This is a genomic window from Exiguobacterium sp. s43, from assembly GCF_018617255.1.
Classification (GTDB): Bacteria; Bacillota; Bacilli; order Exiguobacteriales; family Exiguobacteriaceae; genus Exiguobacterium; species Exiguobacterium profundum.
In genome coordinates this window covers 170,927-184,576 of the sequence record NZ_JACSJT010000002.1, presented here as the reverse complement: position 1 = coordinate 184,576, position 13,650 = coordinate 170,927, and the positions used below count along the sequence as shown (strand labels likewise).

The following is a 13,650-nucleotide window of genomic DNA, read 5'->3' as shown; positions in this document are numbered from 1 at the left end:
GAAAAGAAGAAAATCCACTTTAGGATTGTTACTGGTGATGCAGGCAAAACCTAAATTGACGCCACGACTGTATGTTGGACGTTGGTGTGAATTTAGGTTTTTTTCTTTTTAGTTCAGTCGAATGAGAGTGAGGTGAGGAGACCATGCAGATTTCAAAAGTGTTCAATAATAACGTCGTAGCAATTGATGCGAACGGTCAAGAACAGGTCGTGATGGGGCGCGGGATTGCATTTCAAAAACGGCCAGGCGATCCGATTGACCAGACGCGAATCGAAAAAATCTTTACGCTCGAGAGTAAAGAAAGCTATGAGCGTTTCGTTCACTTTTTAAATGAAATGCCGACGGATGAGATGGAGACGGTGAAACAGATTGTCAGATTAGCCGAAGAGCGATTAAAACAACCTATTCATGATTCGCTCTACGTGACGCTAGCGGACCACCTTCATTTCGCGCTTAGTCGGTATCAGGATGGAATCCAGATTCGTAACCCTCTCGTTTGGGAAGTGAAACGATTTTATGCTCCGGAGTTTGCTGTCGGCAAAGAAGCGGTAAAATTGATCAATGCGCAACACGAGGTCAACCTGGATGAAGATGAGGCCGTTGCGATTGCCTTACATCTCGTCAATGCGACGATGTCTGGTGTGAAAGGTGAAAACCTGCATCTCGTAACGGAGATGACAAAAGCCACCCAAGCCATTTTGACCATTATCACGTATCATTTTCAAATCGAGCTGGATGAAGAGTCATACGCCTATTCTCGATTTTTGACTCATTTAAAGTACTTTGTGCAGCGCCTCGCATCGGGGGAAAAGGTCAAGTCCACAGGTGACGAAACCTTGTTCTTGATGGTGAAGCAGAGATATCCTGAAGCGTTCGAATGCGTTGAAAAAATCGCTGGATTGATCGCGACGAAATATCGTTATGATGTATCGATGGACGAACGGCTGTATATGATGATTCATATCGAAAACTTAATGAAAGAACGTCGATCCTAAGGATGGTTACTGATGACGCAGGCCAAACCTAAATGACTACACCTTTATTTGTGTAGTGATTTAGGTTTTTCTTTTTATCCAAAAACATGAGGAGTGAACAAGATGGACCAATATAAACAACTGGCAGAGACGATTGTGCAGCATGTCGGTGGGAAAGATAACGTCAAAAGTGTCTTTCACTGTGCGACACGACTGCGTTTCAAATTAAAAGATGAATCAAAGGCAAATGCGACTACGCTGAAGGAACAAGACGGCATCATCACGGTCGTTCAAAGTGGAGGACAATTTCAAGTCGTCATCGGGAACAATGTACCATACGTCTACAAAGAGGTTGTCGATGTTGGTGGTTTCCAGACATCTTCGACTGATGATGAAGAAAAATCAGGAGTATTCAACCGATTGATTGATGTGATTGCTGGAATCTTTACGCCGATTCTCGGACCGATGGCAGGTAGTGGTCTGTTGAAAGGGTTACTCGCCATCCTTGTCGCGTTTGGACTATTGACAGAAGAAATGGGCACATATGTCGTCTTGAATGCCGCGGCGGATGCACTATTTTACTTCCTACCCGTGATCTTAGGACATTCAGCGGCTAAGAAATTTGGTGGGAACCCGTATATTGGGATGATTATCGGTGGGGCGCTTGTCTATCCATCGATTGTGGCCATTCAAGGAGCCGGGGAGGCCTTGACGTTCCTCAATGTGCCTGTCGTCTTAATGAGTTATGCGTCTTCGGTTATCCCGATTATTTTGGCGACATACGTTTCTTCAAAAGTCGAAACATTCTTTAACCGTCATACGCATGAAGCTGTACGAAACTTCACAACACCGATGATGGCGTTGTTACTCGTTGTCCCGTTGACGTTTTTAGCAATTGGACCGGTTGCGACGTATGCGAGTCAAGGTTTAGCGAATGGTTACTCGTTCTTGTATGAGTTGAGCCCAACCATCGCCATCGCGTTCATCGGTGCGTTCTGGCAAGTGCTTGTCATGTTCGGTCTCCATTGGGGACTTGTACCAATTATAATCAATAACTTATCGGTTGTTGGTACGGATACGATTGTTGTCGGTGTATTGATGGCCACGTTCGGTCAAGTAGGGGCAGTTCTAGCTATTACCTTAAAAGCCAAAAACCCGAAAGTGAAAGGATTAGGAACATCTTCCACGATTGCAGGTGTGTTTGGAATTACGGAGCCGGCTATCTATGGCTTGACGCTTCCCCGTAAAAAACCATTTGTGTTTGGGGTTGTGGGTGGAGCGGCTGGTGGTGTCGTAGGAGGTTTGTTCGGTACGGCGGCTTATGCGATGGGAGGCCTCGGAATCTTTAGCATCCCAGTCATGATTCCTCCAACGGGTGTCGATTTAGCCTTCTATGGAGCATTTATCGGAATGGCGGTTGCAACAGTAGTCGCTCTCGTCTTGACGATGGTCTTCCACAAAGAAGAAACGACCGTCGAGTCGACAGAAAAAGTGGTTGTACAATCAATCTCTGAACAAGTCGGCTTTCCTGTATCGGCTCCATTGAAAGGAGAAGTCGTGTCGCTTGAAACGGTTCGTGATGAAGTGTTCTCAAGCGGGGCGATGGGGAAAGGGATTGCGATTATGCCTTCAGAAGGCGCGGTATATGCACCGTTTGACGGAGAAATCGTCACGGTCTATCCATCGAAGCATGCAATCGGTCTTCGATCTGATACAGGTGTGGAAGTATTGATTCACATTGGATTAGATACGGTCAAGCTAAATGGACAGTATTTTGAAACGGTCGTTACGGACGGTCAGAAAGTGACAGAAGGAGAACTGCTCGTCCGATTCGATATAGATGCTATCGCTCGTGAAGGGTATGACACCATCACCCCGATTATCGTAACAAACACCGAACATTATCTCGATGTCTTACCGGTTTACACAGGTGTGGTTGAAGCCAATCATGGCGTATTGCGTGTCATTGTATAACAAAGGAGGAGACAGTATGAAACAAGTATCAAGTGAATTTCTATGGGGCGGGGCTACTGCGGCCAATCAGTTAGAAGGTGGTTATCAAGAAGGTGGTAAAGGACTTTCGATTGCTGACGTGATGCCAGGCGGAAAACAGCGAATGAAGATTATCCATGATCCGACGTTTGATTTTGAATTACATGAAGAGTATTCATACCCGAACCATGAAGGAATCGACTTCTATCATCGTTATAAAGAAGATATTGCCCTCTTTAAGGAAATGGGATTCAAGACGTTCCGCATGTCAATTGCGTGGTCACGAATTTTCCCGAACGGAGATGAAGTGGAACCGAATGAGGAGGGACTCCAATTCTATGATCGTGTGATCGATGAATTAGTCGCCCAAGGCATTGAACCACTCGTGACCATCTCCCACTATGAGATGCCCCTACATCTTGCGAAGCATTATGGGGGATGGCGAGACCGTCGCTTAGTCACATACTTTGAACGATACAGTCGTGTCTTGTTCGAACGTTATAAAGGGAAGGTCAAATACTGGTTGACGTTCAACGAAATCAACGGGGCACAGTTCATGCCGATGCTCAGTCTAGGGATTGCGGTTCGGGAAGAAGAGAATACGTTACAGCTCACCTATCAAGGATTGCATCACCAACTGGTCGCAAGTGCCCTTGCGACAAAGGCGGCCAGAGAGATTGACCCATCGATGCAAATCGGATGTATGCTCATTGCGGCTCCGGTTTATCCGTATAGTTCAAACCCGGATGATGTTTGGTATGCTCACGATGCAGAACGGATGATGAACTTCTTCTGCGGAGACGTCCATGTACGCGGCAAATATCCGAGCTTTGCGAAACGATTCTTCCGAGACAATGGCATTGAACTCGCCATGGAAGATGGCGACCTTGATATCCTCAAAGAGAATACTGTCGACTTCTTCTCACTCAGTTACTACATGTCGCGCACTGAAAAGGCTGAAAAAGGTCAGGATGAGGCGGAAGGTAATATTATGAGCGGGGTCAAGAATCCATACTTACAGGCGAGTGACTGGGGATGGGAAATTGATCCGACAGGACTCCGCGTCATCTTGAACAAGTTATATGAGCGTTATGAGCTCCCATTATTCATCGTTGAAAACGGGCTAGGTGCTTATGACAAAATTGAGTCGGACGGAACGATTCATGATGACTATCGCATCGATTACTTACGTGATCACTTGAAAGGGATGATGGATGCAATCGACGATGGAGTCGAAGTGATGGGATACACGAGTTGGGGGTGTATCGATTTAGTGAGTGCTTCGACAGGTGAGTACAGCAAACGGTATGGTTTCATTTACGTGGATCGACATGACGACGGTACCGGTACGTTAGAACGAAAACGGAAAGAGTCGTTCTTCTGGTATCAAGAGGTGATTCGTTCACAAGGTGCGAGCTTATACGAAGAAGAATCAGTCAAATGAAAAAGCGGCCTCGGCCGCTTTTTCATGCTTTCGTGATTTTTCGCAATAAGATGATCGCGAGACTAATGCCCCCAGCGATCAACATATACAAGATAATTTCCATCCAAGTGTTCATTCGTCGTCTCCATCCGCAAAGATTGCGAGCTCCCCTTGTGGCATCGCGACCAACAGATAGGCGTCTCCACCAAGTGGTCTCGCGTCCCCTGCTTGCCAGCACTCAAAGTGTTCTTGATATCCATTGATGAAGAGAAGGGATCCGGATTCAAATTCCAGTTCGAGGTGGGGGTGTTCGTCACCGAGACGTACTTGATGGATGCGCTCTCTTCTTAAGCGCATGAGCTGTTCGAGTTGTTCACCTTCGTCAAACGTATTTTGCGTCGCATGGACATGCCACGGTCCCTCGATGGAGATCCAAGATTCCAGTCCTTGACGACTGAAATAGAGAAGATGATGGTTCGGACCAGAACCGAAATCGATTCCGACAAAAGAAGAGGCGGTAAAGAGGTGATGCAAAATAGATGTCGCTTGTTCGTGCTCTGTGGTAGACACACCGTCACCTCACTTTAAAGAGTTGTTATCATTATCATTTCACGTTACCACGCTAAAGTAAACGAATCTAACTCAATCTAGAAAAGAAACTGTAGATGATTCGAAAAGTATAATATTGATTTATTTCACATTTCTGTATACGAAAAAAACGGACATTCACGATGAATGTCCGTTTTTTTCAAACCTCATTATGCTTCGACAAAGGCAGCGCCGATCACGCCCGCATCTCCTGACAATTGAGTGAGGCAGAGACGCGTTTTTCCACTAGCATGTGGATACATTTTATTCGAGACTGCTTGTTGTAATTCGTTCCAAAATAATGAGGCCGACATCATGACGCCGCCTCCTAATACAATCACATCAGGATCGACAGTATGAATGATGTTAGCTAGTCCGCTAGCCAGTTCCTCGACGAAGTGATGGCGGTACTCGTCATCTGATAATAGCGAAGGGACGTTTGTATATCCTTTTTCGCTTGCGCGACTCATGAGCGCGGTACCACTTGCGAGTGATTCGAGAGAGCCTCGATTCAGTACAGGATGAACTGGTCCGTTCGAACGGATAATCATGTTTCCGATTTCACCGGCACTGCCGTTCGCCCCTCGAATGATTTGATGTTTATAGACATAACCGCCACCGATTCCAGTGCTGACTGTTACATAAAAAATAGCATCGAAACCTTTTCCTGCCCCAAATTTGGCTTCTGCGAGAGCTGCCGCGTTCGCATCGTTTTCAAGGGTGACAGAAAAGCCGAGGCGCTGTGTTAAAGGCTCAACGATTTTTTGATTGTGCCAATTCGGGAGGTTTGGAGGCGTTAAAAACATCCCTTGTTTCAAATCGAGTGGACCGGGAGCCACAATCCCAACATGCCGGATATTGAATTCAACATTGAATTGATGAATCGCAGTCTCAATAGATTGTAGTGCCTCTTCGAAAGGAAGTTGAGGCTGCGTGTTAAACGTGAGTTGTTTCATTACTTCACCTTTGAGTGAAACAGCCGCAATCCGAGTGTTCGTCCCTCCTAAATCAATCCCGATTCGGACAGCTTGTTTTTCATCGGAAGGAACACCAGTCACTAGACAAATCGCTTCTCCCTCAATCAAGAACGACTCATTGGCCGGGAGAAGGAGTGTACCTCCCGTAGGTACTTCCATCTCATCAATGATTAATGTTCCTTGCACGACAGATAGTAACCGGAACGTGTCGGTCGAAATCTTTTCTTTCGCTGTAACATGCCATTTTTCCACGAAGAAGAATGGATTCTTCGTCAAACGTGTTCGAAAGTGATCGAGTTGACGGATTGGTTCACTATAGCCAAGGTGAGGGACGAAAGAAGCGAGAATGCCCTTTTCTACGTGAAGTTCACGTGAACGACCGGTCGTCACATCCAGTCGCTCGTAATCGTATAGACGATAGGTTGTGTCCGAACTTTGTTGAATTTCCAGTACGCATACCCCTTTTGTCAATGCATGGACCGTTCCAGCTGGGACATAGAAAAAATCACCGGCATGAATCGATTTTCGTATCAAGCCGTGTTCCAAATCGCCTGTTTCAAGCGCTTTGTTGAAGTCTTCTGAGGTGGCATAGGAGTGACCGTAAATGAGTGTCGCATTTGCTGGAGCATCGAGAATATACCAACATTCATTTTTTCCATATGATTCGTTTTCGAGTTGTTCCGCTAACGAATCATCAGGATGAACTTGAATAGACAAATCATCGTTCGCATCAATCCATTTAATCAGTAGCGGAAACACGTCCGCTTTAATTTGAAACAACTCTGGATATTGTTGATAGAGTTCACGCAAAGAAAGACCAACGTAGGGTCCGGAAGCAACGGCTGAACTACCTTTTTCTAATGCAGAAGCCGTCCAAGCTTCACCGATCGAAGGGTCATTGAAATCGAAACCAAATTGCTTCAGACGCTCCCCTCCCCAAAGTCGCTGTTGATAGTGTGGTTTTAAAAGAATAGCGCTCATATCCTGTCCTCCTGTTAATTTGATATACACTTATGAATTTAAAAACTAAACAAAGTTTAAATCAAGTATAGACATGAAATAAATCATGTGTATAATAAAACATGTAACCGATTTCAAATAAGGAGTGAGGACACATGAAGAAAATCTTATTAGCGTGTAGTTCAGGGATGTCGACGAGTTTACTCGTAACGAAGATGAAAGATCATGCCACATCAATCGGGGATGAGGCGAAGATTTGGGCAGTCGGTCAAGATCAGGTCGTAACCGAGATGGACGAGGCAGATGTGATTTTGATTGGTCCACAAATGCGTTTCTTGTTGGATAAATTGAAAGCGCAAACATCAACACCGATTGAAGTGATCGATATGATGGCATACGGCACGGCGAATGGAAAAGCTGCATACGAACAAGCGATGAAATTAATGGGGTGAACAACGTGGAACAGGTAGACGAGTTAACCTTGGAGCAAATGGCATTCATGATGATTTTGCACAGTGGCAATGCGAGAAGTACGATTCAGGAAGCGATTCAACTGTATAAAACGAGTTCTTATGAAACGTTCGAAGAAAAGATTGATGAGGCACGTGGACAATTAAAAGAAGCACATCAAACACACTTTTCACAAATCCAAAGAGAAGCGAATGGAGAAAAAACAGACGTCTCTTTATTGCTTCTTCATGCAGAGGACCATTTAATGTCTACGCAAACAATGCTTGATTTGACAGCGGGTTTGGTCGAAATGGTCGAACAAAAGATTGTAAATCCTAATCAAGAAGGGTGAATCATATGTCACAGGACAATAAGATGTTCAACATGATCAGTAAACTGCTCATGCCGATGGCGACCTATTTAAACAACAGTCGCTATTTACAAGTATTGCGAGATGCATTCATGCTCGCTTTCCCGATTACCATGTTTGGGTCAATCATCGTCGTCATTGCAAACCTGCCGTTCCTCGACCGTTTCATGTCCGAGAGTACACTCAGTGTATTTAAAACATCACTCGGAAACGCACCATCTGCAACGATGGGGATTATGTCTATCTTTGTCGTCTTCGGTATCGGGTATTATCTATCGAAAAGTTATCAAGTCGAGGCTGTCTTCGGAGGAGCAATCTCGCTCGTGTCTTTCCTTCTCTTAACGCCTTTCTTGATTGAAGTTGACGGTATGTCAGAGGCAGTCGGGAATGTCCTTCCGTTGGATCGCCTTGGAGCGAAAGGGATGTTCCTTGCGATGATTACCGGATTCCTGTCCGGTGAGATTTATCGATTTGTCGTTCAAAAGAACTGGACGATTAAGATGCCGGATGGAGTACCGCCAGCTGTTGCGAAATCATTCTCAGCACTTGTTCCTGCATTATTAACCTTGACTGTATTTTTAACATTCAACATCATCGTGACGAACTTATTCAATACGAATCTTCATGACGTCATTTTCAACGTCGTTCAGCAACCGCTTGTGACATTAGGGAATGGTCTCATTCCAACGTTGATCGCAATCTTCTTCGTTCAGCTATTTTGGTTCTTCGGACTCCACGGTCAGGTCATCGTCAACTCGGTGATGGACCCGATTTGGAACACATTATCTGTGGAAAACTTGACGGCTTATACCTCGACTGGAGATGTTCCGAACATTATCAGTAAACAGTTCATCGAAATTTACACGGTAGGGCTTGGTGGTTCCGGATCTACACTTGCTGTCGTCGTGGCCATCTTGTTGTTCTTGAAATCGAAACAGTTGAAACAAATCGGGAAACTATCCCTCGGACCTGGACTATTCAACGTAAACGAGCCGGTCATCTTCGGACTTCCGATTGTTATGAACCCGCTCATCATGATTCCATGGATTGTCGCACCGCTCGTGACGGTAACGGTCACATATTTCGCGATGTCGACAGGCTTAGTCCCACCACCAACGGGTGTCGCTGTTCCATGGACTGTTCCAATGTTCTTGAGTGGTATCATGGCGACGAACTCGCTTGCCGGAGGTCTTCTTCAAATCGTGAACTTCTTCATTATTTTGGCGATTTGGTTCCCGTTCTTGAAATTTATCGACCGCATGAACTTGAAAAAAGAGTTAGAAGAATCAACAGATAAACAAGAAGCAGTGTAAACAAATAGAGAAAATAGAAATAAGGGAGAGATAAAAGATGACGAACCCGACACAAACACGAATGAAAGAGCAAAAGACCTATCAATTTCCGACAGATTTTTGGTGGGGAACGGCTTCTTCTGCTACACAGATGGAAGGTGCTGCTTTTGAAGGTGGAAAAGGATTGAACATCTGGGATTACTGGTACATGCAAGAGCCGAATCGCTTTTTCAATGGCGTAAGCGCAACAGAGGCTTCAAACTTCTATCATTTGTATGAAGAAGATATCGCATTGATGAAAGAACTCGGGCATAACACGTTCCGTTTCTCCATTTCATGGTCACGTCTTTTTCCAAAAGGTGTCGGGGAAGTAAATGAAGAGGCAATCACATTTTATAACAATGTCATCAATTGCTTAATCGATCATGGTATCGAACCGTTCATCAATCTGTATCACTTCGATATGCCGATGGCGCTTCAAGAACAAGGTGGTTGGGAATCACGGGAAGTCGTGGAGGCATATGTCACCTTTGCGAAGACATGCTTTGAGTTGTTTGGTGACCGCGTCGAGAAGTGGTTCACGCATAATGAACCGATTGTACCGGTAGAGGGTGGATATTTATATGATTTTCATTATCCAAACGTTGTTGATTTCAAGCGAGCTGTCCAAGTAGCGTACCACTCGATCTTATCGAGTGCGAAGGCAATCGAAGCGTATCGTGACATGGGACAATCTGGGCAAATCGGGATCATCTTAAATCTGACACCCTCATATCCGAGAAGTCAGCACCCAGCTGATTTGAGCGCAGCGCGCATTGCTGATGCGATGTTCAATCGCTCGTTCCTCGATCCATCTGTTTTAGGCACGTTCCCTCAAGAACTAGTAGAAGTACTGAAGTCTGAAGATGCGATGCCACAGATGGAAACAGGCGATCTTGAACTCATTCGAAAACATACAGTCGACCTGCTTGGCATCAACTATTACCAGCCGCGTCGCGTGAAAGCAAAAGCATCACTGCCGAATCCGGACGCACCATTCTTACCGGAAAACTTATTTGATTTTTATGAGATGCCTGGACGTAAAATGAATCCATATCGTGGATGGGAAATTTACGAAAAAGGAATCTATGATATATTAATCAATCTAAAAGAAAACTATGGTAATATTCCTTGCTTCATTTCAGAGAATGGAATGGGGGTCGAGGGTGAAGAGCGTTATCGTGACGAGAACGGAAGTGTCCAAGACGATTATCGAATTGATTTCATTCGCGAACATCTGAAATGGATGCATCAAGCGATTGAAGAGGGTTCGAACGTAAAAGGCTATCATCTTTGGACGTTCATGGACAATTGGTCATGGAGCAATGCTTATAAAAATCGCTATGGATTTGTAGGCATTGACTTAGATACGCAACAACGTACTGTAAAAAAATCAGGGCACTGGTTTAAACAGTTGATTGACGCTAATGGTTTTACAGAATAATGAAGTAAGCTGACAAAGACTACTCTTTGTCAGCTTTTTTTGATATATTGTACATATATGTCTATACATGAGGTGCTATATGTCTACTAAGAAAAAACCGAAATATGAAACCATTGCTGATGAAATTCGTAAAAGAATTATTGAACACGTTTATCCGCTAGAACATGCATTACCTGATGAAATCCATTTGGCCCAAGAGTTTGGGGTGAGCCGAATGACGATGAAACGTGCGCTTGAGATTCTCGTCATGGAAGGGCTGATTTATCGTAAACGTGGTAAAGGAACATTCATTTTACAGTCGAGCTTCCAAAAAGATCGCATCAACGTGATTAGTAAAGAAACGAGAGGGCTGACTCAAGTAATCGGAGATCGCTCGTTACGAAGTGAAGTCCTGAATTTTGAGGTAAAGTTTCCGTGTCAGGAAGTCGCCAATCATCTCATGATTGAGCTGACAGAACCGGTCTATGAAATACGTCGTGTGCGTTACGTAGACGATGAGCCGTATGTCATCGAATTGACGTACATGGTTGCTAACCTCATTACAGGAATCACACGTGAAATTTTGGAAAAATCCGTGTACGCGTATATTCAAGAAGATCTGGGTTATACGATTACAAGCTCGCATAAAGTGATTCGAGCAGATAAACCGGATGAGTACGATCAAGCTTACTTGAAGAATGATATCACTGAACCGATTATCGAAGTCGAGCAAGTGGTCTATTTAAGTAACGGGAAACCGTTCGAGTATTCGTTTGCCCGTCATCGATACGATAAATTTGTGTTTTCATCGGTCAATATTGTGAAGTAAAAGTCGCCGCGATGGCGACTTTTTCGTAAGGAGGACCCATCGTGGATGTGAAAATTGAACAAGCAGGATACGAGATAAGCGAGCCCGTCATCCAAGACATTTCGTTTGATGTACGGGCAGGTGAGATTTTAGGGGTGATTGGGTCGAATGGTGCGGGAAAAACGACTACCATCGCCTGTCTTACCGGAACGATTCCTTGGATGAAGGGAACGGTCGAGATGGAACGCTATGCGTTTATCCCGGAACAACCGGTCTACTATGATTATTTGACGCTATCTGAACATATCGCACTCGTCCAAGAATTAACGGGAATCGATTCCACAGAAAAAACGGAGGAGTTGCTACAGCTATTCCGGTTAGAGCATGTGACCGATCGGTATCTCTCCTCTTTTTCAAAAGGGATGAAACAGAAGGCGATGATTCTATTGGCGCTCATTCAAGAAGCGCGGGTATTGATTGTCGATGAACCATTTATCGGATTGGATGCGACGACGACGATTCAGTTACTTCGACTGTTAGAAGCGGAGCGTACGAGGGGGGCAAGTGTCTTATTAGTCACACACGTTCTTGATACGGCCGAGCGATTATGCGACCGATTCGTATGGATTGATGATGGACAACTGCTCGCGAGTGGGACGAAAGTGGAGATTCGTGAAGCGCTCGATACAGAGGGGATGACCTTGTTTGACATGATGGAAGATGTGGCGATGCGATGATTGCGAAACGATTGTTTTGGATGCGTGTCTCCCGGTACATAAAACAGCAATGGAAGACGGTCCGATTGATTGTCGACTGGACGATTTTTTTATACGGTGTCCTTCCTCTTCTCATATGGGCAGGCTATTCCTACTGGCAAGTCTGGGAAGGGAACTTCCCCTGGTTAGGTGACATCCCTTATTTTCTCTGGGCACTTCTGATTGGATGGTTCATGTGGCAAGACCGTATGTTTGTCTGGATTGAGCGTGCCGATCTCATCCTTGTGTCAAACCGGAGCATGATTCGGGATTTAAAAAGGTATTCGGTTTGGTATCAACTTACGCAACACGTGATTCAATATGGATGCTATCTGCTGTTGCTTGCACCGATTCTATACGTAAAAGGAAGGGACGTGGGCGAGATTCTCACGTTTGGGGCTGCACTTTTTCTACTCGCTTGGTGTCACGTATGGGTCCAGTATCATCTACGTCTCCGACACGCCCATCTCATGAAGCGATTTTTAATCGTACTCCTTGCTTTTGTAGGCGTGTATGCGTTATTGATTGAGTCGATATTGCTTAGTGTGTTGATCGGAAGCATCATGGTCACATTTGCGTTATACGTAGGGGAAGGATGGGTGTCGAAACATCCGAGTGTCGGTCGAGAAATTGAAATCGGAGAACGTGAGCGTGCCTCATTCGATCGTGTCCTGTTGACGACGTCAGGAGCCATCGAGAAGACGAGTGAGCGGAAACGTCCCTTGTATCGACCGAGACCGAATCGCTTCGGCACCGTCAGACGGACGATGGCACTCCTTATGTACTTCAGAACGCCGAGTCATCGGAATTTATGGTTTCGACTCATTCCGCTCGGGATCACGAGCGTGATTCTTCTCCCAAGTTGGTTCAAACTAGTGGTTCCGATTTATCTGTTGTATGTCGCCTATCAAGAACAGACGTCGTTCACGAGAGAAATGGAGCGACATCCATTCTTTCAATCCATTCAAGAAAGAGGTTCATCATGAACGAACAGCAGTATGAGCAACTGTTACAAATCGAGACGGCCAAACCTCAGCAAGGATTCCCGTCCTCAGCCGAGTATAACCGTTATGAACCGACTCCTTACGAAGCACTCGATTTGCTTCGGGATGCGTATCCGTTAGAGTCCACAGATACCATCGTGGATTTCGGTTCGGGAAAAGGACGTCTGCCGTTCTATTTAGCGTATACGTTTCGTGTCAGGGCAATCGGTGTCGAGATGGACGGTGGATTTCATGAGGAGGCACTTCAAAATTGGATGAGCTATACGAAGAAACATCGTAATCGGGGAAGTGTTCAATTGGAACAGGGATTCGCGGAGGGATTCATGATTCCACCGGATGCGAATCGATTCTACTTCTTTAATCCGTTCTCGGTGAACGTCTTCCGCCAAGTGATTGCCAACATCATCGAATCTGTTGAAACGGTTCCTCGCCCGGTCGATGTGATTTTATATTATCCGGCGGATGAGTACCTCCATTATTTGAACGACGAGACGCCTTTTCAGTACGTACAAACGGTGCGATTGCCGCTGAAGAATCTTCATGAGCGATTTTTGATTTATCGGTTTGATATGATGGAGTCATCTTGGTAATGGAG

General features: G+C 45.1%; 13 protein-coding genes. 11 read left to right on the top strand and 2 right to left on the bottom strand.

All coding sequences use genetic code 11. From position 1 onward, the window contains the following. Window positions 1-143: 143 nt before the first annotated feature. The 3 genes from licT (at window position 144) to KNO79_RS11640 (ending at window position 4,410) form a co-directional block, all read left to right on the top strand. The gene (gene licT / locus KNO79_RS11650; protein ID WP_074035086.1) at window positions 144-995 is read left to right on the top strand and encodes a BglG family transcription antiterminator LicT; all 852 of its coding nucleotides are present in this window, start codon (window positions 144-146) and stop codon (window positions 993-995) included. A 102-nt stretch (window positions 996-1,097) separates the two neighbouring features. Further along, a complete protein-coding gene (locus KNO79_RS11645) occupies window positions 1,098-2,948 on the top strand; it encodes a beta-glucoside-specific PTS transporter subunit IIABC (protein ID WP_074035084.1) in 1,851 nt (616 codons plus the stop codon). A gap of 16 nt (window positions 2,949-2,964) precedes the next feature. Beyond that, window positions 2,965-4,410 carry a glycoside hydrolase family 1 protein gene (locus KNO79_RS11640; RefSeq protein WP_074035082.1) on the top strand — a complete coding sequence of 482 codons (1,446 nt, stop codon included), beginning with the start codon at window positions 2,965-2,967 and terminating at the stop codon, window positions 4,408-4,410. A gap of 111 nt (window positions 4,411-4,521) precedes the next feature. On the opposite strand, the gene KNO79_RS11635 is transcribed toward KNO79_RS11640, so the two are convergent. Then, window positions 4,522-4,959: a hypothetical protein gene (locus KNO79_RS11635; protein WP_047795794.1), complete on the bottom strand. Its 438-nt coding sequence runs from the start codon at window positions 4,957-4,959 to the stop codon at window positions 4,522-4,524. A gap of 188 nt (window positions 4,960-5,147) precedes the next feature. After that, window positions 5,148-6,935, bottom strand: a complete 1,788-nt coding sequence (locus KNO79_RS11630; RefSeq protein ID WP_214691361.1) for a type I phosphomannose isomerase catalytic subunit — start codon at window positions 6,933-6,935, stop codon at window positions 5,148-5,150. 134 nt (window positions 6,936-7,069) lie between these two features. Here KNO79_RS11630 and KNO79_RS11625 point away from each other — a divergent pair, with 134 nt between their 5' ends. The 8 genes from KNO79_RS11625 (at window position 7,070) to KNO79_RS11590 (ending at window position 13,645) form a co-directional block, all read left to right on the top strand. Continuing rightward, complete coding sequence (locus KNO79_RS11625) at window positions 7,070-7,366, top strand: PTS sugar transporter subunit IIB (protein ID WP_015880368.1); 297 nt, start codon at window positions 7,070-7,072, stop codon at window positions 7,364-7,366. A 5-nt stretch (window positions 7,367-7,371) separates the two neighbouring features. After that, window positions 7,372-7,716: a PTS sugar transporter subunit IIA gene (locus KNO79_RS11620; protein WP_041917964.1), complete on the top strand. Its 345-nt coding sequence runs from the start codon at window positions 7,372-7,374 to the stop codon at window positions 7,714-7,716. A gap of 23 nt (window positions 7,717-7,739) precedes the next feature. Further along, on the top strand, window positions 7,740-9,047 hold the full coding sequence (celB, locus tag KNO79_RS11615; protein WP_041918122.1) for a PTS cellobiose transporter subunit IIC: 1,308 nt from the start codon (window positions 7,740-7,742) through the stop codon (window positions 9,045-9,047). 37 nt (window positions 9,048-9,084) lie between these two features. Beyond that, a complete protein-coding gene (locus tag KNO79_RS11610; RefSeq protein ID WP_374193985.1) occupies window positions 9,085-10,509 on the top strand; it encodes a glycoside hydrolase family 1 protein in 1,425 nt (474 codons plus the stop codon). Between the two features lie 79 nt (window positions 10,510-10,588). Next, window positions 10,589-11,317 (top strand): GntR family transcriptional regulator, encoded by a 729-nt coding sequence (locus KNO79_RS11605; RefSeq protein WP_074035076.1) that lies wholly within the window; start codon window positions 10,589-10,591, stop codon window positions 11,315-11,317. 41 nt (window positions 11,318-11,358) lie between these two features. Next, complete coding sequence (locus KNO79_RS11600) at window positions 11,359-12,033, top strand: ABC transporter ATP-binding protein (RefSeq protein ID WP_214691360.1); 675 nt, start codon at window positions 11,359-11,361, stop codon at window positions 12,031-12,033. Beyond that, on the top strand, window positions 12,030-13,037 hold the full coding sequence (locus KNO79_RS11595) for an ABC transporter permease (RefSeq protein ID WP_214691359.1): 1,008 nt from the start codon (window positions 12,030-12,032) through the stop codon (window positions 13,035-13,037). Before KNO79_RS11600 ends, KNO79_RS11595 begins: the two co-directional genes overlap by 4 nt. Then, a complete protein-coding gene (locus KNO79_RS11590; protein ID WP_211781939.1) occupies window positions 13,034-13,645 on the top strand; it encodes a class I SAM-dependent methyltransferase in 612 nt (203 codons plus the stop codon). Before KNO79_RS11595 ends, KNO79_RS11590 begins: the two co-directional genes overlap by 4 nt. Window positions 13,646-13,650: the final 5 nt, after the last annotated feature.

Bases quoted from the DNA above. Each gene is read 5' to 3' on its own strand.
- KNO79_RS11610 (WP_374193985.1), top strand. From the start codon at position 9,085: ATGACGAACCCGACACAAACACGAATGAAAGAGCAAAAGACCTATCAA.
- KNO79_RS11640 (WP_074035082.1), top strand. From the start codon at position 2,965: ATGAAACAAGTATCAAGTGAATTTCTATGGGGCGGGGCTACTGCGGCC.
- KNO79_RS11595 (WP_214691359.1), top strand. From the start codon at position 12,030: ATGATTGCGAAACGATTGTTTTGGATGCGTGTCTCCCGGTACATAAAA.
- KNO79_RS11630 (WP_214691361.1), bottom strand. From the start codon at position 6,935: ATGAGCGCTATTCTTTTAAAACCACACTATCAACAGCGACTTTGGGGA.
- celB (WP_041918122.1), top strand. From the start codon at position 7,740: ATGTTCAACATGATCAGTAAACTGCTCATGCCGATGGCGACCTATTTA.
- KNO79_RS11590 (WP_211781939.1), top strand. From the start codon at position 13,034: ATGAACGAACAGCAGTATGAGCAACTGTTACAAATCGAGACGGCCAAA.
- KNO79_RS11645 (WP_074035084.1), top strand. From the start codon at position 1,098: ATGGACCAATATAAACAACTGGCAGAGACGATTGTGCAGCATGTCGGT.
- licT (WP_074035086.1), top strand. From the start codon at position 144: ATGCAGATTTCAAAAGTGTTCAATAATAACGTCGTAGCAATTGATGCG.
- KNO79_RS11605 (WP_074035076.1), top strand. From the start codon at position 10,589: ATGTCTACTAAGAAAAAACCGAAATATGAAACCATTGCTGATGAAATT.
- KNO79_RS11625 (WP_015880368.1), top strand. From the start codon at position 7,070: ATGAAGAAAATCTTATTAGCGTGTAGTTCAGGGATGTCGACGAGTTTA.